This window comes from Gelidibacter salicanalis (assembly GCF_007997285.1).
GTDB lineage: Bacteria > Bacteroidota > Bacteroidia > Flavobacteriales > Flavobacteriaceae > Gelidibacter > Gelidibacter salicanalis.
On record NZ_VORX01000008.1, the window covers coordinates 25,683 to 47,593 of the forward strand.

Here is a 21,911-nt window from a genome sequence, read left to right on the forward strand (position 1 = left end):
TAAAAATGAAAAAACAAGTCACAGTCGCTTTCGCAGTTTTAGTAGGCTCTTTAACTTTTGCACAAAAGAGTGAGCTAAAAGATGCTGAAAAAGCCATAAAGAAAAACAATTACGCAGAAGCTAAATCTGCAATTAACGCTGCAGAATCTTTAATTGGGAGTGCAGACGACAAAATGAAAGCTAATTTTTACTTTTTAAAAGGTCAGGCGCTATACGCTAACGGTGCCGGCTCTGAAGCTGACATGGACGCTGCTATAGAAAGTTTGAACATGGTAGAAAAAGTAGATGGCAGTAATAGCAAATATTCGGGTGAAGTTAACGACATCAAACAAAAAATGCTTGAGTCTTTCTTAACCAAGGCCAATGGTGCTTTAGAAAAGAAAAATTTTGTTGCTTCTTCTAAAGGTTTTGAAAAAGCCTACAAAATGTCTACTAAAGACACGTTATATCTTTATTATGCAGCGGCGACCGCTGTAAATGGTGAAGATTATGACAATGCCTTAAAACATTACGAAGCACTTAAGGATTTAGGCTATGTTGGTATTGAAACAGAATACGTTGCGGTAAATAAAGAAACGGGAGAAGAAGAAACTTTCCCAAGTAAAAGTTTAATGGACATTTCTGTAAAGGCAGGAACTCATATTACACCTGCTACTAAGCAATCAGAATCTAAAAGAGCTGAGATTGTTAAGAACATCGCCTTAATCTATATGACCCGTGGTGATAATGAAAAAGCAGTAGCTGCAATGAAAGAAGCGCGTAAAGCTAATCCTGAAGATTCATCTTTGATTATTTCTGAAGCTAACATGCAATTGCAAATGGGCAATAAGGAAGAATTCAAAAGCTTAATTGAAGAAGCTTTGGTGAGTGATCCTAACAATCCTGAATTGTTATTCAACTTAGGTATCGTTTCTGCTGAAGGTGGAGATGCTGAGTCGGCTAAAGGTTACTACGAAAAAGCCTTACAAATCAAACCTGATTATACGGACGTTCATAACAACATGGCTGTGTTAATCTTGGGACAAGAGCAAAAGCTTATTGAAGAAATGAATGCGCTTGGAAGTTCAGCGGCGGACAATAAAAAGTACGATGAATTGAAAGAGAATAGATCTGAATTGTATAAAGAAGCGATTCCTTACTTAGAAACGACTCTTAAATTACGACCAACAGATTTGCAAGCTGCTAAAACTTTGGTAAACATTTACAGTGCTTTAGGCGAAACTGAGAAAATGAAAGTAATGAAAACTAAAGTGGAAGCTTTAGAAAGTGGTCAATAAGTACCCGCATTTCAATACATGAAAAAAGGCTATCCGAAATGGATAGCCTTTTTTTATATGATTTTTTTAATCACCCTGAGCTTATGAGTATGCATTTTAGTATCTACATTATAAATCCCTGAATGATCGAGTCGGTCTATACGCACTTTGCCGTAGGCGTGAATAATATAATTGTCCGGCATGATGATGCCTACATGAATGATTTGGCCTTCGTTATTATCAAAAAACGCTAAATCGCCAATGTCACTTTCTTCGATAAAACTTAAAGCTTCTCCTTGTTTAGCCTGTTGTTGAACAGTACGCGCTAGGGGATAGCCATTCAACTTATACACCATTTGCGTAAAACCGGCCGCATCGATACCGAATGGCGTTTTGCCACCCCACAAATACGGCGCATTTCGGTATAAAAATGCCGTATCTATAATTCTAGACTTTGACTGCCGTCCTTCAATGGCATGGCCATCAAAGCTGTGGTTTAGATAAGTAAGAGGTGCCAAGGAAGACCCTAACGGAATGGTGATTAACTGATTTTGGCTGTCCTGAACAAATTCAAGCAAGTCAGCAGATAATCTTGTTGGAGCAGTATTTAAAGTGTCATAATCTGCTTCTGAAATGGCCACATATTGGTTATTATCAATCCACCCTTCAAATTTATCATCGGTTAAGCGAATTTTGCTCCATTTTTTGCGTCGTTCAATCACTTTAAACAGTTCACCGTAGAGAACTTGAGAAAGTAACTCAGTAGTATCAGCAGGTTCAATTCTTAAAGGGACGATGCTTAAATTGGCAATTCCGTATGACATAAAGGTGAAAAGGTCTATGGACTATTTTTAGGATTTATGGGATCTTAAAAATCTGAAATTATAACTGGATTAAACAAAATTAGGGGTTATGAAATCCGTTTAAGCGCGTTCAATAACAATAGCGGAAGCACCGCCACCACCATTACATATAGCTGCAGCTCCTATCTTCGCATTATTTTGTTCTAATACATTTATCAAAGTTATAATGATACGCACTCCTGAACATCCTAAGGGATGCCCCAAAGACACGGCGCCACCATTTACGTTAACGTTGCTATCATTCAATCCGAGAAGTTTCATATTTGCTAAACCAACCACGGCGAAAGCTTCGTTAAATTCGAAGAAGTCTACATCTTCAATAGCAATACCAGCTTTATCCAATGCTTTCGGTAGGGCCTTAGCAGGTGCCGTCGTAAACCATTTTGGTTCATGAGCCGCATCAGCATAGCCTCTTATGGTAGCTAACACTTTAAAACCCAATTCATCGGCCTTTTCTCTACTCATCAATATCACGGCGCCAGCACCATCATTAATGGTGGAAGCGTTAGCTGCAGTGACGGTTCCATCTTTAGAGAACGCAGGTCTCAATGATGGAATTTTATCCATTTTAACGTTGGTATATTCCTCATCTTTTGACACTACAACAGCATCTCCACGACGTTGCGGCACTTCTACAGGCACAACTTCATTGTTAAATTTACCGGCATCCCAAGCAGCTGAAGAGCGCTCGTAAGATTGCACGGCATAAGCATCCTGATCTTCTCTACTAAATTTATATTCGGCGGCACAGGCATCAGCGCAAACACCCATGGCGTTTTCATCATATGCATCTACCAATCCGTCTTTCTGCATGCCATCAATTAAGGTGGCAGGTCCAAATTTTGTTCCTGTTCGTGCATGAAGATAGTGCGGAATTAAACTCATGTTTTCCATCCCACCGGCTACGATAATATCAGCATCTCCCAAAGCAATAGCTTGAGCTGCCTGCATTACCGCTTTCATCCCAGAAGCACATACTTTATTTACTGTAGTGCAAGGTACAGTGTCAGGAATTCCAGCATAAATTGCTGCTTGACGCGCTGGCGCTTGTCCAGTGCCCGCCTGTACTACATTACCCATAATCACTTCTTGTACCAAATCAGGATTTAGGTTAATTTTATCCAATGCCCCTTTAATGGCTACGGCTCCCAATCTTGGCGCTGTAACTGTAGATAGGGCTCCTAAAAAACTACCAATTGGAGTTCTTGCTGCTGATACAATGACGACTTCTTTACTCATTTTTTATGGGTTTTGATTTGATTCACGCAAAATTAAACATTTTTTAATTGATTTATGAATGAAACCTCACGTTAAACCTACAAATCCTTTTATAATTTATTACTTTTGAAAGACAATTGAGACGACTTTGATGAAAAATCTTATTAGTAAGTGGTACAAGAATCATGCACTTATTTACAAAATCCTCCTTTTTATAGGAACTACTTTTTTAATAGTTTATCTCTTTCCTAAGAGTGGTAAATTCAAATACAATTTTGACAAAAATAAACCTTGGCAATCGGAAAATCTCTACGCACCATTTGATTTTGCCATACAAAAAACTCCAGAGGAGCTAGAAAAAGAAAAATCTGCCATTGTTGAAAATAGTGCGATTTATTTTGATTTGGTAGAAGAGGTCAAAGATTTTGTTTACGAAGATTACAACAAAAAGTTCAACAGTACCTTTGACGACTCTTTGGGAAGAAAAAAAACTGAGCTCTATAGGGTAGGAAAATTGGTGTTGGACGATATTTATAAAAATGGAGTGTTGGAAGAAGATTACAACTATCCAAATGATAAGAATGTAATCCTATTGGATGGCCAAAACCAAATCGCAACCACTACCTATTCAGAACTGGCCAAAATTGATGCCTTTAGAAAAATCTTGGAGAAACAGTTGGAAGACCAACGAAATTCTAATTTTAGCGCGGTTTTTGTCTCGATGTTTTTTGATTTGATTGAGCCCAATTTAAAGGTCAATAAATCCATGACCCAAAATGCCTTGAATGAAGAACTCGATAAAATTTCTAGAACACGAGGAAATATTGAACGGGAAACGCTGATCATCTCTAAGGGTGAATTGGTGGAAGGTCATAAATACGATATTTTAAAATCTTTAGAATCTGAATATGAATCGCAGGTTTGGAGTTCTAATAATTACACTTGGGTGGTTATTTCCTATTCCATTTTGGTAGCATTAACCTTATTGATGTTACTGTTATTTTTGCGCAAATACCGTATAGATGTTTTTTTAGATAACACCAAGGTCACTTTTATATTTTTTAATATTCTACTGATGGTATTGTTGACCACACTCATCGTAAAATATAATGCCAAGTATGTGTATGTGGTGCCGTTGTGTGTGTTGCCATTAGTTTTAAAGGCATTTTTTGATGCGAGATTGGGATTGTTTGCCCATATGCTTACCGTGCTTTTATTGGGATTTGTAGTACCCAATAGTTATGAATATATGTTTTTACAGATTACCGCAGGGATTGTGACTATCCTAACCGTTTCAGAATTGTATAAACGCGCCAATCTCTTTATTTCGGTGGGGCAGATAACCCTAGTGTATATCGTAACATATTTTGCCTTTTTTGTTATTCATGAGGGCAGTATTATTGATCTCGATTTTGAAGCTTTCGGAATGTTTGTATTGTGTGGCTTGGCGACATTATTTGTACAACCGCTCATTTATATTTATGAACGCCTGTTCGGTTTGGTATCGGATGTGTCTTTATTGGAACTTTCAGATACCAACGCGAAGCTTTTAAAGGAATTGTCTAATAAGGCACCTGGCACATTTCATCATAGCTTAAACGTTGCCAATTTAGCAGAAGCTTCCGCTAATGAAATCGGTGCGAATGCCATGTTAGTTAGGGTAGGGGCATTATACCATGATATCGGGAAAATGAAAAATCCCACTTATTTTACCGAGAACCAATCTACGGGATTAAATCCGCACGATGAGTTGTCTGCCCAAGAAAGTGCTGCCATCATATTTTCCCATGTATTAGACGGGATCGAAATTGCGAAAAAGAACAATTTACCAGATCGGGTTATCGATTTTATCCGCACCCATCATGGCACCAGTTTGGTCTATTATTTTTATATGAAAGAAAAAGAACTTGATATTGCCACAGATGATGCCGATTTTAGATATTCAGGTCCTAAACCGTTTAGTAAAGAGACGGCAATTTTGATGATGTGTGATAGTGTGGAGGCCGCATCAAAAAGTTTAAAAGACCCTTCCTCAACTAAAATTAACCATTTTGTGGAGAATATTATCAATAAACAAATGGAGGATGGGCAGTTTTTAAATGCCAATATTACCTTTAAGGAGATTGAATCTATCAAGAAAATATTAAAGAATAAATTAGCTAACATCTTCCATCTCAGGATAGAATATCCAGAATAAAAAAATTCCCATAAAATTTTTTAAAAATAGTTGTTTTCTTTGGAATGAAGGGCTACATTTGCATCCGCATTTAAGGATGTTCTTTAACAAAATAGGAGAGGTGCCAGAGTGGTAATGGAGCAGATTGCTAATCTGTCGACGGGTAACTGTCGCCAGGGTTCGAGTCCCTGTCTCTCCGCAATTTTCAGATAACCACATCGGGGTGTAGCGTAGCCCGGTTATCGCGCCGCGTTTGGGACGCGGAGGTCGCAGGTTCGAATCCTGCCACCCCGACATAATGGAGGTCGTCACGCCTGAATGCTTGACCATCCCCGACCAATAAAAGCCTACAAAATCAGAGATTTTGTAGGCTTTTATCATTTGACTGCGTTGCCAACGCAGTTGAGCAAAAGATGGCAAATGAAAAAAGCCGTTAAAACCGCTGGTCGCGGTTTTAGGCTTCTAATGAGCATCATCCCAAAATTCAAGATCAACGAGGTTAATCATACTTTCTCAAATCATTGTCAAGTAAATAGTTATGGGAAAATAGGCTATAGAGAAATTGTTGGTGGAAAACACCTACAATGGCATAATTTGTAGCGTTGCCAATACAGTTGAACAAAACTAAATAAATAGTAAAATCGGTGAAAACCACTCTTCACAGTTTTAATCTTTAGAATGGGCAACGACCTAAAATTTCAGGATAAACGAGGTTATTCATGCTTCTTCATCATTGTTAATTGAAAATTTATGGAGAATTCATGATGAGAGAAAATTGTTATTGGAAAACACCAACAATGACATAAAATTATTCTAATATATTTAATTCTATCAACGTAATCAGTCTTGATTCATAATTCAACTTAAAAACCATTTATAACAAAGCTTCTAAAAAATTATCTGGATAAAAGTTTAATACTTGTTGTTAATAGATGCGACAGTACCGGAAGAATTAACTGAAATAGTTAGAAAAAAAAACATAGTACTTTTAATAATGTTTGAAATCATAATATTCTACTGATTCAATCTGGCCTTTTACTGATATGGCACCAATATAGTCTTGATTTGGTGAGAAAGTAAATAGGCTCCAATTATTTTTTTCTGCTTCTTCCCATTTGGTTTCTAATACCTCTGTTTTTATAGTTGAATTTATACAAACAGAAAACGAATCAAGCGGAAATGAAAGCCCTTGTGCCTTCGCTTTTATAAAAGATTCCTTACGGGTCCAGCATCTATAAAAGGCTTCAGTTAGTTTGTTTTTAGGAATTTTATTCAATGCTTCTATTTCAAGATCTGAAAAGAAATTTGAGGCTATCTCCATCACGTCAAAATCGGGTTTTATTTTTTCTATATCAACGCCGATAGCATGGTCCAATACAAAAGCCAAAATAGCCATCGTTCCGGAATGAGAAATATTAAAATTTAATGGCGTTTCCAAATCGAAATCTGGTTTACCAAACTCACCATATTTAAAACCAATTTCTTTCGGATCTTTATTGAGATATTTTCCAGATAAAATCCTTAAAGCACCTCTAGAAACAACCAATTGATTTCTATTTTTTTTAAATTTGAATTTAGATGCTTTTAAAGTTTCCTCTTGAGATAAGAGGTTAGCATAACTCTTATCGGTATCTGTATTTACATAATATGTATGTATTATATTTGGTTTAATAGGGTACATAAAATTTATCTAAGATGCATTTATCTATTATTCTGACACTAACTTAATATGTGGTGCTTCAAACCATATGGCATGAGAACCTTTCGTATCTGTTGTGATACAAATCTGCTTTTAAAAAATTTAAATTCTTACGGTCAACATTTATTCGTTTTTAGATCATTAAAATCCTATTATAAATATAAATCAATATTCTCAATGCTGTCAATATATCGAAGTGCAATAGTGAATTAACAACTATTGAAAATGATCCCTAAGGGTTTACCATGTCTTCATTAAGTAAAATAAAAAAACCCGCAAATATGGCTGAAGATTCACTAAAATCTTACAGATATCTTCCCTCTTAAGTAAAAAGGATTGCCCGGTGTAAAATGAATTTCTTCTACTGGATCTACCTCGTTAAACAATCTACTTTCAGTGGCAAACTGAGTCTCATTCCATTCCGTATTAAATAAGTTTTCAATGATGATACCAATAGTCCAGTTTTTAATCGTGTAATTAAGATTCATATCAGTTACGACATACCCTTCTGCTATAATAGAATTATCTTCATTTGCTGGTCGGTCCTTGACGAAGCGATAATTTATTGAACCAGAAAAGTCGCCAACATTTCTAAAGGAAAGCCCCGCCGACGAAGTAAGCTCTGGTGATAGGGGTATATAATCTTCCCCTTTTGGTTCTTCAGTACTTCTAGCGTGCGTATAGTTAATATCGCCATTAAGGTATAACCAATCTGCCAATTGATAGCGAATTCCGAAATCAGCACCTAAGCGTTTTGTTTTACCACTTGGTTCAACTATGGCGGCGTCACCTACGTAAACAAATTCTTGTTCTAGATAAAGTGTCCAAAGCGTCGCATTAAATACCAATCTGTCAGTAGGTCTAAATATGGCTCCAACATCTACTCCAAAAGCTAGTGGCAGAATTTCTTTGCCATTGTTAGCGGTAACTACCCTAGTATCATTAGAATGAAAACCAATACCAGATTTAGCAAACATTTGTAATTTGGGAGATGCCGCGTAAATAATATTCAGTTTAGGCCCTACAAAAACTTTGGCTTCGCTTTGACTGTCGTATGTTTCCGTAATCAAATTGATGTAATCAAATTTCAAGTAATCGAGTCGCAGCCCAGGATTGATGGTCCATTTTTTTATTTTATAATTGAGATCAAAGTAGGCAAACAAATTGAGTTCATCGGTATTTCCGTAGGCCAACCGTTCCAAAAGCGTTTGTCGATTTTTGGTTCGGGAAAGTTGCACATCGTTAATATCGTCATATCGGAATCCAATGCCTGTATTATATTTTAATTGTGAATCGTGATTTCCTAGATGAATGGAATGCTCATAACTGGACTCTGCACCAATTATGGTACGATTTTCCTTTTGGTGGATCTGATCTCCATTTATTGGATCTTCCAAGAAAAAGGTGAAATTTGAAAACAATTCAAAATCATATTTCGAGATAAAAACTTTCGATTTTATTTTTGAATGCTCATCAAGTTGCTTGGTATGATTTACGAGAAAATTAGATCTACTTGTTTGGCCTCCTTCAGTATCATCGATAGCACCAAATCTGGAAATTAGGCCTTGGTCAATAGCTCGATTTGGGATTTGACCAGAAGCATCCCATTTACTTTGAAAATGTGATAGCGTTAAACTCAACTCCTGATCTTCACGATTATTGAAATGGTATCGTCCCATAATATTGAAACGATTAAAATTTTGTGGTGATTCAAAAGCACCGTCGGTCAGAACCATTTCTGAAGCGACATAGGCATTGCTTAACTGACCTTCAGAGATTTTAATCATTCCCAAAGTTCGAATGGAATTAAACTGTCCTGCCTCGACGGATATAAGATTTTCGTCGATTTTTTCTTTCGTTTTTAAATCAATATAACCAGCCGTATTGAAATTGCCTTTCTGCGCATAATAGGGTCCCATTCCAAAATCTATATTGTCAATAGTTTCAGGAATGATAAAGTGCATATCAGCATACCCTTGACCATGGGCATGAGAAACCATATTGACCGGAAGTCCGTCAACATTTATAGTGATGTCGGTCCCGTGGTCGATATCAAAGCCTCTCAAGAATATTTGTTCGGCCTTTCCGCCCCCTGCATGCTGACCTATGATGAGCCCAGGCACTTTTCTAAGAATTTCTTGAGATGATTTTACGGGATTGGTTTTAACGTCGACATTAACAAAATTACTCAGAATGTTTAATTTAGACAATAAAACGACTTGATCTAAGGAGACAGCGGCCTCTTCTAATACGACTTCAATAGTGGCGTCAAGCTGTTTTTCAGTAATAATTAATTGGTGTTTTGTATAGCCAAGTCCATAAAAATTAATGATGTCGCCTACTGAAATGTCATCCAATTCAAAATATCCAGAAACGTTGGAATAGGTATAGGAGCCGGTAGTATTGTTATATACGCTTACCCCTTCAATGGCAGTTTGATCTGGTGAAATTACTGTGCCACTGAGATCATGAGCATATAGAATGCTCCCAAAAAGACAGAATAGAACTGTGTGAAAATTTTTCATAGTATAGGGTTTTATGCAAAAATTTGCAAATTAGAGATGAGATGTCGTGTTGACTGTAAAGCTCACGATGCACAATTAATGGCTTTCGTTAGCTATTAAACTAGCCGTGGAGGCAACTCTATAATCTCTAAAAAACCGACTATGACTTTATTTATGGGATTGTCGTCGTTATTTTGAATAACAGTTGGGAGAATCTTTGATAGTGTTAAAATATTGGTTGATATATGTTTGTCGATCAGATAGGTGTTGAGTAGGTTTTTATTATCTAAATCAAGCCCGTCTGACGGATTAATTAGCGCGGCAATACGATTAAGTGCGTTATGATTATGCGCTCGCAAATGATCGTGTTCATGATTTAAATTTTGTTTTTCTTTTTGATTGATTTTGGTAGCGCTAACCGTGACATCTGGGGGCGAAATGATGTGTGAAACCTCATGAAAAACAGTGTATATGACTTGATGACAAGGATTGGCTAAATAGCAAAGCCCTATGAGCAATGCCATATATTTCAAAACCCAGGTTTTCAAACCATTTCTGTAATTTACACTCATATATTATGTTTACGAAAACTTAAGCCAAAAGGTTTTATTCTTCTAAAAGTGCCATTAATGTATTTTCTATATACCTACTATATTCTGCAATGGTTGGCAGTTCAAATATTTTATTCAAGGGTAGATTTAATTCGATTTCGTCATTTATTCTAGCTGTTACACGAATTGCGGCCAAAGAGTGTCCTCCCAAAGCAATAAAGTTATCATAGATACCCACTTTTTTAAGTTGTAGAACATCCTGCCATATCCGCTCCAAAATTTCTTCTATCTCATTTCTAGGCGCGGCATAGGGCGTTTCTAATTCCAGTTGAACGCTCGTTAAGTTTTGCAAAGCTTTTTTGTCTACTTTGCCATTCTTGGTTAACGGAATTTTGTTTAAATGCTTAAAAACGGTAGGCACCATATAGGAGGGAAGTCTCAATGCGGCAAATTCTCTAATGTCTTTGAGTGATAAATTAGGGTTTCCTGTGTAATAGGCCACAAGCTTATCTGTGTTCTGCCAATCTTCCTCCGATTTGTCATAACCAATTTCTTTCAGGATTCGTTTGGCCTCAGCCTCGTCAATAACTTCATTTATTTCTTCCAGACTCTCGTCGCGGGTTTTATGACCTAATCTGACATCCCAACTGTACGGAAATGAATAGTTACTATATCCCATTTCTTTTTTATGAACATAGATACCCACTTGATTTATGAGACAGTTGGTTGATCTACCAGTATCAGTTGGTCTCACCCAACCTACATTTTCCTTTAAATAGACGAGCATATCTTCCAGGCTTACGTCGCTAAAACGGTAGAAATCCACGAATTCTACCTTTTCAAAAACACGATCATCTTCAAAAATGGAAACATCGAGAAGTCTTTTAACCGCATCATCCTCTTGGTGGTACAATTTACGAGCTTCTAGAATGGTCTGATCAATCACCTTGGAATCTAAGGTATCGTCCGAAAAAAGTTCTTCTGTAAGTCTGGTCTCAAAAAATTGACCTCTTGAAAGACCCGTAACAATATATGGGATTTCCTTTTTTAAAGCGATTTGAGTACTTATCGTGTAGATGGTCTTAAAGCATCCGTTGCAGACATTATGGTGTCTGTGAAGGCTATCGACAAAAATATCGTTCATGTGAGGTGTTTCGCCGTAAACATGATCAACCCCTAATTTTTTAACGATCGTAGTAATATTTGCCTTGGCTTGATCGGAAATGTAGCCATTGTCCATGGTGAACGCTAGCACTCTTAATCCCATATTAACCAATCTGGATAAAACGTAAGTACTATCTTTGCCACCACTGAGCAGTGAGATGCAATCATAATTAGGATTTTCATCTCTTTTGGAAGTCAACAACTTTACCAACTCATCATCATTTTTAAAATAGCGCTCAACTTTCGTTTTATAATCTTCGAATGACGTACAGAGATGGCATATGCCATATTGATTAAAATCGGTATTTGGATAATTTGATGGCAGCCCACATTTTATACAATTCACGATATCGTCTTCAGGAATATGGATGTCATCCTTTATCAATACAACGGCACAATTATCTACTTCCGGATGATGGACAAGATTCGATTCGATATCTGATAATTCGATCCGATAGCCTCTCAATTTCACTTGGTCATCTGTTCGTCCTAAATACTCCAGTTCTCCGTCATTATTGATGCGGCCTAAGTCACCAGACTTGTACATTTTAGAACCTTCGAAAAATGGATTTTCTACAAATTTAGCTGCTGTCATTTCTGGAGAGCTGATATAGCCTTCAGCTAAACCGATACCACTTAAATACAATTCTCCAATAACACCTTGGGGAACACTATTTTTATAGCTATCCAAAACATAAACTTGCATATTATCAATTGGTTTCCCAATGGGTACGGACGATCCCAGGTGCATTTGAGCGTCATACTCACTCACGATGCAGCCTACAGTGGCCTCAGTTGGACCATACTCATTATAGATTTTAATCGGATTAAGGAATAACGATTGAATCGATTGCGCGAGTGCTACCTTTAAATCTTCACCGCCAATAATCATGGTGTCAATATTGGAGGAGCTGAGTTTTTTTTCTTGAACGAGAGCTAAATGCGACGGTGTTAGTTTAATAATATTCACCAAGTTATCTTCAAAAACCTGTAATAGGCTCACATCGGGACCGGAAGTGTTTTCTTTATAAGTTATAATCCGACCGCCACTAATTAAGGGTAATAAGGTAGAGGTTATAGTAAGGTCAAAACCGATAGAACTAAATAAAGGAACTATTGATTTTTCATTAATAGTGTAATTTGTCTTTGACCATAACAAATAATTAGTAAGTGCTCTGTGAGATATACAAACGCCTTTCGGAACTCCCGTGCTACCCGACGTATATAAGATATAGGCTAAGTCGCTCGTTTTTACATCGTTTTGAATGGTCGAGAACGGCTGATTAAAGATTTCTGAACTTTCTTTATTGATGTCACATACTTGGTTTGCGCTTAAATCTAGGTTTTTAGTCAATCCACTTTCTGTTAAGACTAGTGATGCATTTGCATTTTTTAGAATAAAACTGATGCGTTCAGGTGCTTGGTCAGTGGGTATTGGAATAAAGGTCGCTCCTAATTTTAATACGGCTAAAACACCAATGATATAGTCTGGATTTCTATAAAAATGAAGGGCTATCTTTTGATTTTTACGAATGCCTTTTTCGTGTAAATAATGAGCGAGTTGATTGGCTTTCTTATTAAGCTCAGAATAGGTTAAGGTTCGTCTGCCCCCTTGTATTGCTACAGCATTTGGCCTGTTTAAGGCATGTTCTTCGAAATAGGTGATTGCCGTTCCAGTCGGTTCTACGATTTTAAAATTGGGATCTATGAGTGATTTTTGCTCTGTAGGTGATACTAAACTGGGCACTGAAATACATGTTTCAATATCATCGAGCATGGCATCCAAAAGACTCAATAAATGACCAGACACCCTTTCTCTTAGATTAGAATTAAATGTGCCGTGATTTAAATCTAACATGATTTTAAATTCTCCGTTAGAATCAGGTACCATGACGTGGCATCTCATTTGGTGGTTACTATCAATATGACCCGTATAAATCCATTCTGACGTGGTTGGGAAGCCATTGAAATTTGAAAATCCAGTATGTATATAGTTCAATACAACGTTAAAACTATTGCTGATTTCAGAAGTAATTGTATCCTGTAAGGCGTGTTTTAAATTGTTGTTATTTTCAAGCTTTACCCGCTGTAAAATCGATTTAAAACTATCCGTTTCTTCAATCTCAGTCATCATTGGGAAAATCTCAAGAAAGTAGCCCACGGTATTATGAAATTTTCTTTGAATCCTATTGTGTAAAGGCGCTCCTATAGCCAACTTTTTTTGATCGCTAACCCGATACATATAAATGAACAGGAGACTTGACAGGACATTAAATAAAGCTAATTGAGCGGTCCATCCCTTCACTTCAGGACGTTGTAAGAAGACATGTAATTTTTGTGAGCGGTCAGCACCCAAAGGGATATAAATTCTTGAGGCCTCGGTGGCGTTTGGTTTGGGATGAATTCCATAGAAGGATGGAAGTTTTTCAACCTCATGAACTTTCGAAGACCAATAGCTGTCGTCATCAATTTTTGAGCTCGCGGCTTGTAATTCAGAGGTCACATAGTCTAAATACGTGACGCTATATTCGGGTTGAAATGAATTGAAATCATTTATTATTGCTTTGTAATAGCTATTCATCCGGTCAAAAACAATCTTTCGAGAAACCCCGTCAGTAACCAAATGATGCATGTTCATGAACCAGATATAACTGTTCTCACTCTTTTTGATCAGAACAGCGTCAAATACCTGTTGTGATAAATTCAACTTTTCCAAACTGCGGTTCAATAGCCAATCTGTAATCACATCACTTTCTGAATCCAAAGAAAAATCGAGGTATTCGATGTCATATTTTAAGCTATCTTTTGCTTCCTGAAATGGAATACCGTCTTCTTCATAAAATCGGATTCTTAAGGCATCAGTGGCGTTAATTAAGAATTGAAAAGCATTCTTAAAAATGTTTTGGTCAATTGGCCCTGATATTTCATAAGTATAAGCGGTGTTATATAAGGGAATGTCTGGATTGATTTTCTGACCAATCCAGAGCGATAGTTGACTTGCAGTGAGCTTTAACTTCATGTGTTTTTTATTTGTTGCATAAGCAACTTAGGTTCGGGATTGTGATAAATAATTAGAAATGCTTCGAACGGAATTGAAATTTTCAACGGTCATGTCCTCCGGATTTATAGTCATATGAAATTCTTTTTCCAAGAATACAATCAGTCGCATCATGCCCAAAGAATCTACAATGCCATTTCCTAAAAGGTCTTCATCTAATTGAATTTCATCTAAAGATTCTAAAGAAATTTCCTCCTTAATGTAGTTAATGATAATGTCGTTCATAGGGTTTGAGATTCAATCAATTCGATTATTTTTTTTCGATCTATTTTTCCGGTTCCAGTTCTTGGAAATTTGTGTATAATACTAATGGTTTGTGGTACCATATAATAGGGCAGGTGTAGTTTACAATATTCAATGATCTCATTAGTGTTAATTTTCGCGCCAGCTACTAAACCAATCACAGCTTCAAGCTCAGGTATTTCTTTATCTTTTTTTACCACAATGGCAGCGGCTTCGCTAATGAGTTCATTTTTTTGTAAGAGGGCTTCTATTTCGTCCAATTCAATTCTATAGCCTCTGAGTTTTATTTGACGATCAATCCGTCCCAAAATCATAAGTTCATTATTAGTATTCTCGTACACCAAATCACCAGTTCTATAATAAACGTGATGATATCCAGGAGCCATTTCTACTTTGAAAAAGGATTTTTCAGTGAGATTTTTATTATTCCAATAGCCAATCATCATGGTGGCCGTTCTGATCACCAGTTCTCCAGATTCACCTATTTTTACATCTTTATTTTCAGTGTCTAAGATTTTGTATTCGGTATTTTTCCAAACCGTACCTAATGGAATCGGGGCGTCAGTTGCAGGTGGTTTATCCAAAATATAATAGGTGCAGCGTGCAACTTCGGAAGGCCCGTATGAATTAATGAACTTAGCATGTGGCCATTTCAGCATCAATTGCCTCAGCTGTTTGACGGGAAATACCTCACCGCCAAATCTTACCCAGCGTAAAGTACTAAAATCATGATTATCAATGTTGCCGTGGAGCAAAACCTGGATCAAAATAAGCGGCACGGAAAACCATATCGTGATTTGCTCCTTGGCCACTAATGCAGATAAACTAGCGGGTAACTTGACGTAGGCATCAGGAAAAATAACGGTTGTGGCGCCAACTAATGGTCCTGAGAAGTAGCCAAAAAGGGATTGGTCAAAGTGTAATGGCGCGAAATTTCCAATAATATCGCTTGAATTTGATTGATGTAAATCGGCTTCAAGTTTAGCCAAGCTTAGCAAACCGTGATGGGAATGCATAATACCTTTTGGCATTCCGGTAGATCCAGAGGTATATAAAATTGAGGCCAGATCATGTTCTAAGATTGTCTGTGGCACATAGTTATCCAACGGACGCAAAAATATGGATTCCCAAGAAACGTTCATACCATCTAAATCCTCCGATAGTCCAATGACATGTTTTACAACGTTGGATATTTGAGTAATTAATTTGATTTTCCGAGTTTGCGCTGATGTTGTAATAATATGTTTAATGCCGCAATCATTTAAAATTACAAGAATTCGTTCCAAAGGTAAAAACGGATCTATGGCAACAAAAGCGCCGCCCGATTTAAGAATGCCATATACAGCAATGGCAGAATCAAGACAACGATTCATCAAAATAGCCACACGATCTCCACGTACGAGGTCTTTTTCCATGAGACATGATGATAGCTGATTAGCCTTAGTGTCTAGTGCTTGATAAGAGATAGAAATATCTAAACATTTGAATGCCTCTTTTTTAGGATAGCGAGTGGCTGATTGCTCAAGTAAATTCGCAATATTATAAATCATGCATCATAAATTAATTCTACACAGTTACTTCTTACTTACCAATTTTTATGAAAAATCCATCAAATTTAGAAACGACTAAAGGTAAATCAAGATTTTGAGCTTATCAAAATTCAGGAGTGTCCTTAAACCATTAAATCTTGAATTTTGTCGATTAGTTGAGAATATGGTCTCAAAATAGTTAAATTAGTACCATATTTATTTGAAAGTTGAAAACTAATTGAATTTTAATCTTTTTTGCAATTGTAATAAAAGCTAGTAATATTCCTGTTTTTTCTCGGTTTTCGGAATGTAATTAGCCGATGCCATCTTAATCAAAAAATATTTATTTATACAATCAAATAAATTAATCAACCTAATGAGAAAGTTACCCCTTCAAATTACTTTCATTTTACTTTTTTTGATCCCAATTTTTTCATACGCACATAAACCTGATAGGAGTGTTGTTTACCTCAGAATCTATGAAACTGGGGGAGTTGAGGGCCATTTTGATCTTGGCGCTGAAGATTTAAAAAAATATTTAGACTTTGACCTTAATTTGCATCCAACTCTGCAAGAGGTTGAACGCTATAAAGAAAAGATTCGCGAATATATTGTAAGGCATGCTTCCTTTTCTTCGCGCTATGGAGCACATAAAATCGTGTTTACTGATGAGATGAGCATCCTAGATATAAGCTCAGGCTCTTTTGTTATTTCAAATTTCTATCTGGACAATATGGAGGTTGTACCCGATAATTTGGAGGTGAGCTTTACCGTATTTTTAGATGAGAATCCGATGCATACAAATGGCTTAGGAATAGAATATAATTGGAAGGCGGGCCTCATCAATAACGAGAAAATTATCGCACTAGATTTTTCTACAAGTCACCGAACTAAAACTTTGGATTTAACGGATACTTCTGTTTGGAAGGGTTTTTTGGCCATGATAAAGCAAGGTATGTTACATATCTGGGTAGGAATGGATCATGTACTCTTTTTATTGGCTTTAATATTACCATCGGTTGTAAGGCGACGACGTTTGACAGCAGGAATAGCATCTGATACTGTTGAAGAATCAGGGTATACCATCTGGGGATGGCAACCGGTGCAGAAATTTAGACCCGCATTCTTGTATATTTTAAAGATAGTTACCTTTTTCACCATTGCCCATACCATAACCTTAAGCTTAGCAGCACTTCAAATTGTAGTGCTACCATCTTGGTTGGTGGAATCCATTATCGCGTTTTCAATAGGTCTTGCAGCTTATCATAATATCAGACCTGTCCTTGTTGGTAGAGATTGGATTATTGCTTTTGTTTTCGGACTTTTTCATGGCTTCGGTTTTGCAACGGTGTTGGGTGAACTTGGGTTTAAAGGAGAAAATCTATCGCTTTCATTGCTTGGTTTTAATATTGGCGTGGAAATAGGCCAAGTAGTAATCATCGCATTAATATTCCCATTTCTATTCCTTATGAGAAAACTTAGGGTGTATCCGAAATTTATGGTCATCATATCGGTCATTTTGATCCTAATTTCTATTTATTGGATGATAGAACGACTTTTTGATGTCGATTTTCCATTGGATGAATATGTGTTAAACAAACTTCTTCCGGCTGCCAAATGGATCGGTTTAAAATAAGGTATGTTTTAATGATAGTAGGAAGTGGAAGCAGATAATACAAAACGATTATTAGATAAATGGAAAAATAGCGACAAAAAAAAGTCGCTACAAACCTCTATTGTGAAAGCGCCGCCCGGACTTCCAATACCTCTGACCAGTGGCCAACAACGCTTATGGTTTTTACAGCGTTTATTGCCCGAAAATCCAGTTTATAACTACTCAGAAAATTTTGTTTTAACGGGTGAATTGAATATTCTGGCTTTCGCTCATTGCTTAAAACAGATTTTTGAAAACAATAGCATATTAAGATCTACATATTCCTATGTTAATGAGCAGCCTGTTCAATTAATTCATGATGGGCCTGAGATTAAACTGAACATGTTTGATTTAAGTAAGTTGTCAACCGAAGATAAGGAAAAACAAAAGCATGACCTGCTTTTATCCGACGCTAGGCTTCCATTTAGTTTGGATGTGTTTCCATTAGTAAGAACTACCTTAATAAAATTGAGTGATTCTGAACATGTTTTTTTAATGACCATGCACCATATCATTTTCGATAAATGGTCTATGGATCTCTTCTTAAAAAAATTATCCACTGCCTACCGCAACTTTTTTGAAAGTCAAGATGTTTTAAAGAATGATAGTGATCTTCAGTTTTCAGATTATGCATTTTGGCAAAGGAGCAGGGTGGTGTATAGCGATCAATTAGCTTATTGGAAAACAAAATTGGGTGGAGAAATTCCATTTTTAGACCTTCCAACAGACTACCCTCAACCAGCTCGACCAACTTATAAAGGGACTTCATATAGATCGCAGTTTTCTAATGAATTATCGACACGTGTACTAGAGTTATGTAAAACTCTAGATACTACGCCGTATGTTTTGCTGCTGTCAGTTTATTATGTGTTGCTCTATAAATATAGTGGACAGAAAGATATTTTGGTTGGTTCACCAATTTCTCATAGAACTAGCAAGGTGCTAGAGAATATGATTGGATTTTTTGACGAAACAGTTGTTCTAAGAACGCGCGTTGTTCCGGAAATGACCTTTTCAAATTTTGTTACAACAGTAAAAGAGAATACATTGAAAGCTTTTGCGAATAAGGATGTGCCTTTTGAAGCATTGGTCAAAGAATTAAGTCCTCAGAGATCTTTGAGTGTCAATCCCTTTTTTCGAGTGATGTTTATTTATCATTCGGTTCAAAAGTCGCCTCACTTTGGTTCTGGATTGGAGCTGTCCCATTCATTTTTTAATCCAGGGGTATCCAAATTTGATCTTACACTTTATATAGCCAATGACAATGGTCAACTCTCTAGCGGATTTGAATATGCAAGCGATATTTTTAAAGAGACTACAATAATTCAATTGCAGGAGCATCTTACATTGTTTCTGGAAACTGTAACTAAAAACCCAGAACAGAATATTTTGGAAGTTGACATGTTGACGGTCAAAGAAAAACAATTCTTTTTTGAAAATACGAATCAGAATTCAAACTTTTTTCAAGAATTTCAAGGTATACATCATATCATTGAAAGTGTTGGCAAAATTAGTCCGCAAAAGACCGCCGTTACTTTTAAGAACGAATCTATAACTTACAAGACACTAAATGAAAGGGCCGATGCCTTGGCTGCTACCATCTTAAATCACACAAAAAATCGAAAGGAGATCATAGGCTTGTGTATTGACCGATCGCTTGAGATGATTATAGGCATGCTTGGAATCCTAAAAGCTGGCTGTGGGTATTTACCGCTAGACCCCGATTACCCCAAAGACCGTTTGGATTTTATCTTGAAAGATGCAGAATGCAACCTGTTGATTACCCAAACATTTATAAAAAAGCAGTATGAGGAGTCTGGGGTGCAAATGCTGTATATTGACAGTAACGAAATAATAAACGACCATAAAGATTTTAATCCTCCCATCATAAAAGAAGATGATATCGCCTACGTTATTTATACCTCTGGAAGTACCGGATGGCCTAAAGGAGTTCCAATTTCGCATAAAAACATAATAAATTCGACGGCTGGACGCTTAGATTTCTACCCGGAGAATCCCGACGTTTTCTTGTTAATGTCTTCAATTTCTTTTGATAGTTCAAAAGCCGGAATTTTCTGGACCTTATGCACAGGTGGTAATCTGGTGATTACTGAGAAAAAAGCAGAACAGGATATTGCGCATCTAGAAGCCTTGATCCAGAAAAATTCTGTCACACATACTTTAATGCTTCCTTCTTTATATAAATTGATTCTTGAGCATGGTTCGATTTCTAATTTAGTTAGCTTGAAAGCGGTTATTGTAGCGGGCGAGGCCTGTTTACCTGAGTTACGCAACCTACATTTTGAAAAATTGGAAACGGTAAATTTGTATAACGAATACGGCCCTACTGAAGCATCCGTATGGTGTACCGCCTTTCGCATAAAAAAGACTGATGCTGATATCATTCCCATCGGAAAACCTGTGGCCAATGCTAAGATGTATCTCTTAAATGAAACTCTTGATATGGTGCCTTTTGGCGCTGTAGGTGATATGTATGTGGGAGGTCCTGGCCTAACTAAGGGTTATATTAACAAGCCTGAATTAAATAAAAAGGTCTTTTTAAACAATCCTTTCAACAACAATTCTGATGGACGCTTATATAAAACTGGCGATCGTGGGCGCTATGACCAGGAAGGAAATATCGAATTTTTGGGCCGGATTGATGAGCAGGTTAAAATCAGAGGACACAGAATTGAACTTGATGAAGTTGAAAAAGCGATGCGTCAAATATTTACGAACAACAAAATAGTCGTTTTAGTAGAAGAAAAAAATGCCATTAAACGGCTGATTTCATTTGTAGAGGCTAGTGAGCCACTCGATTTATTAGCAATTAAAGCGACTTTAAAGGAAATACTTCCTGATTTTATGATTCCCTCGGCAATTTATCCCATTGCGGAGTTTCCGTTTTTACCGAATGGAAAAATCGACAAGAAATCGCTCTTAGGCATTGAGAGACATACATCATCAAGTCCTTTAGGTGCGCACGAATTGCCAACAAGTGAAACCGGCGCAAAATTATTAAATATTTGGCAACAGGTGCTCGGTCTTAGCACCGTGAGTGTCAATGATAACTTTTTTGAGATAGGCGGGGATTCAATCCAAAGCATACAAATGCTCGCCATGGCCAGAAAGGAAGGTATTATTATAACTCCAAACCAGATCTTTGAATACCAAACCATAAAAGAGCTCGAAGATTTTATATCGAAAAATAAGGATACTGATGAGCAATGGGATTATTTAGTTCCCTTTCGTAAAACGGGAAGCAAGAAACCGTTGTTCTGTCTTCATGCAGGTGGAGGAAATGTGTTTTTTTATAAGGGCTTGATCGATTATATTGATCCTAATAGGCCATTATATGGTATTCAGGCTTCCGGTATGTATGGTAAAAAACACAAAATGCATAGTACTATATCTGAAATGGCCAATGATTATATCGCCGCAATAAAAACGGTGCAACCAGACGGTCCTTATAATATTGTGGTGTATTGCTTTAGTGCCTCAGTGGGTCATGAAATGGCCATCAAATTTAAAAATTCTGGTGAAAAATTTAATCTGATAGTCATGGATACTATGGCAAAACCTTGGTCCTTGAATACTCCAAATCGTATTAAGATTCGCGTAATTGGATTTGTGAACAGGCTTTTAAAAAATCCTGTTTCCACCATTAAAAATATGATTTCAATACGATTAAATAAAGCATCAAGTCGTCATAAAGTTCATGGAGGTAATGGAGAAAAGACACTTGAGGACTTGCAAGAAAATTTAGAACGGTTGTCGTTGTCTTATCAGTGGGAGGTGTTCGATGGAAAAATTTCATTAATTCTAACGGAAAAAGCTCATGGCAGTTTAAACAAGGAAACGATCAATTCTTGGCAAGAATTTGCTGGTGGCGGTGTTACTGTTTTGAGAACCAAAGGACATCATAATGACCTTTTTAATAAAGAAAACTTACCTTATGTAACTAAGATAATTGAGGAGTGTATTGTGGATAACTAA

General features: G+C 36.8%; 13 protein-coding genes and 2 tRNA genes. 7 read left to right on the top strand and 8 right to left on the bottom strand.

The window, feature by feature from the left end; all coding sequences use genetic code 11:
- Positions 1 to 5 precede the first annotated feature (5 nt).
- Complete coding sequence (locus tag ES711_RS14100; RefSeq protein WP_146893951.1) at positions 6 to 1,277, top strand: tetratricopeptide repeat protein; 1,272 nt, start codon at positions 6 to 8, stop codon at positions 1,275 to 1,277.
- A 53-nt stretch (positions 1,278 to 1,330) separates the two neighbouring features.
- Here ES711_RS14100 and ES711_RS14105 read toward each other — a convergent pair whose 3' ends face one another.
- Both ES711_RS14105 and ES711_RS14110 read right to left on the bottom strand, forming a co-directional pair.
- Positions 1,331 to 2,080, bottom strand: coding sequence for a C40 family peptidase (locus ES711_RS14105; protein ID WP_146893952.1), 750 nt, complete (start codon positions 2,078 to 2,080; stop codon positions 1,331 to 1,333).
- Positions 2,081 to 2,179: 99 nt separating this feature from the next.
- A complete protein-coding gene (locus tag ES711_RS14110) occupies positions 2,180 to 3,358 on the bottom strand; it encodes an acetyl-CoA C-acyltransferase (RefSeq protein ID WP_146893953.1) in 1,179 nt (392 codons plus the stop codon).
- 130 nt (positions 3,359 to 3,488) lie between these two features.
- On the opposite strand from ES711_RS14110, the gene ES711_RS14115 reads away from it, so the two are divergent.
- The 4 genes from ES711_RS14115 to ES711_RS14130 all read left to right on the top strand — a co-directional run bounded on the left by ES711_RS14115 (position 3,489) and on the right by ES711_RS14130 (position 6,113).
- Entirely contained in the window at positions 3,489 to 5,534 is a 2,046-nt protein-coding gene (locus ES711_RS14115) for an HD family phosphohydrolase (protein WP_146893954.1), read from the top strand.
- 94 nt (positions 5,535 to 5,628) lie between these two features.
- Positions 5,629 to 5,712 (top strand) — tRNA-Ser (locus tag ES711_RS14120).
- A 20-nt stretch (positions 5,713 to 5,732) separates the two neighbouring features.
- Positions 5,733 to 5,807 (top strand) — tRNA-Pro (locus ES711_RS14125).
- 126 nt (positions 5,808 to 5,933) lie between these two features.
- Positions 5,934 to 6,113 (top strand): hypothetical protein, encoded by a 180-nt coding sequence (locus tag ES711_RS14130; RefSeq protein ID WP_146893955.1) that lies wholly within the window; start codon positions 5,934 to 5,936, stop codon positions 6,111 to 6,113.
- 388 nt (positions 6,114 to 6,501) lie between these two features.
- On the opposite strand, the gene ES711_RS14135 is transcribed toward ES711_RS14130, so the two are convergent.
- The 6 genes from ES711_RS14135 to ES711_RS14160 form a co-directional block, all read right to left on the bottom strand.
- Positions 6,502 to 7,194 (bottom strand): 4'-phosphopantetheinyl transferase family protein, encoded by a 693-nt coding sequence (locus tag ES711_RS14135; protein WP_146893956.1) that lies wholly within the window; start codon positions 7,192 to 7,194, stop codon positions 6,502 to 6,504.
- A gap of 314 nt (positions 7,195 to 7,508) precedes the next feature.
- Positions 7,509 to 9,737, bottom strand: coding sequence for a TonB-dependent receptor (locus ES711_RS14140; protein WP_146893957.1), 2,229 nt, complete (start codon positions 9,735 to 9,737; stop codon positions 7,509 to 7,511).
- A gap of 95 nt (positions 9,738 to 9,832) precedes the next feature.
- Entirely contained in the window at positions 9,833 to 10,288 is a 456-nt protein-coding gene (locus ES711_RS14145; RefSeq protein WP_146893958.1) for a hypothetical protein, read from the bottom strand.
- Between the two features lie 34 nt (positions 10,289 to 10,322).
- On the bottom strand, positions 10,323 to 14,450 hold the full coding sequence (locus ES711_RS14150) for a non-ribosomal peptide synthetase (protein ID WP_146893959.1): 4,128 nt from the start codon (positions 14,448 to 14,450) through the stop codon (positions 10,323 to 10,325).
- A 27-nt stretch (positions 14,451 to 14,477) separates the two neighbouring features.
- Positions 14,478 to 14,714, bottom strand: coding sequence for an acyl carrier protein (locus ES711_RS14155; RefSeq protein ID WP_146893960.1), 237 nt, complete (start codon positions 14,712 to 14,714; stop codon positions 14,478 to 14,480).
- Complete coding sequence (locus tag ES711_RS14160) at positions 14,711 to 16,282, bottom strand: amino acid adenylation domain-containing protein (protein ID WP_146893961.1); 1,572 nt, start codon at positions 16,280 to 16,282, stop codon at positions 14,711 to 14,713. The genes ES711_RS14155 and ES711_RS14160 overlap by 4 nt, the downstream gene beginning before the upstream one ends.
- 355 nt (positions 16,283 to 16,637) lie before the next feature.
- On the opposite strand from ES711_RS14160, the gene ES711_RS14165 reads away from it, so the two are divergent.
- A complete protein-coding gene (locus ES711_RS14165) occupies positions 16,638 to 17,897 on the top strand; it encodes a HupE/UreJ family protein (RefSeq protein ID WP_146893962.1) in 1,260 nt (419 codons plus the stop codon).
- Positions 17,898 to 17,921: 24 nt separating this feature from the next.
- Entirely contained in the window at positions 17,922 to 21,911 is a 3,990-nt protein-coding gene (locus ES711_RS14170; RefSeq protein ID WP_146893963.1) for a non-ribosomal peptide synthetase, read from the top strand.

Coding starts and splice junctions, on each gene's coding strand:
- ES711_RS14100 (WP_146893951.1), top strand. CDS start 6: ATGAAAAAACAAGTCACAGTCGCTTTCGCAGTTTTAGTAGGCTCTTTA.
- ES711_RS14105 (WP_146893952.1), bottom strand. CDS start 2,080: ATGTCATACGGAATTGCCAATTTAAGCATCGTCCCTTTAAGAATTGAA.
- ES711_RS14110 (WP_146893953.1), bottom strand. CDS start 3,358: ATGAGTAAAGAAGTCGTCATTGTATCAGCAGCAAGAACTCCAATTGGT.
- ES711_RS14115 (WP_146893954.1), top strand. CDS start 3,489: ATGAAAAATCTTATTAGTAAGTGGTACAAGAATCATGCACTTATTTAC.
- ES711_RS14130 (WP_146893955.1), top strand. CDS start 5,934: ATGAAAAAAGCCGTTAAAACCGCTGGTCGCGGTTTTAGGCTTCTAATG.
- ES711_RS14135 (WP_146893956.1), bottom strand. CDS start 7,194: ATGTACCCTATTAAACCAAATATAATACATACATATTATGTAAATACA.
- ES711_RS14140 (WP_146893957.1), bottom strand. CDS start 9,737: ATGAAAAATTTTCACACAGTTCTATTCTGTCTTTTTGGGAGCATTCTA.
- ES711_RS14145 (WP_146893958.1), bottom strand. CDS start 10,288: ATGAGTGTAAATTACAGAAATGGTTTGAAAACCTGGGTTTTGAAATAT.
- ES711_RS14150 (WP_146893959.1), bottom strand. CDS start 14,450: ATGAAGTTAAAGCTCACTGCAAGTCAACTATCGCTCTGGATTGGTCAG.
- ES711_RS14155 (WP_146893960.1), bottom strand. CDS start 14,714: ATGAACGACATTATCATTAACTACATTAAGGAGGAAATTTCTTTAGAA.
- ES711_RS14160 (WP_146893961.1), bottom strand. CDS start 16,282: ATGATTTATAATATTGCGAATTTACTTGAGCAATCAGCCACTCGCTAT.
- ES711_RS14165 (WP_146893962.1), top strand. CDS start 16,638: ATGAGAAAGTTACCCCTTCAAATTACTTTCATTTTACTTTTTTTGATC.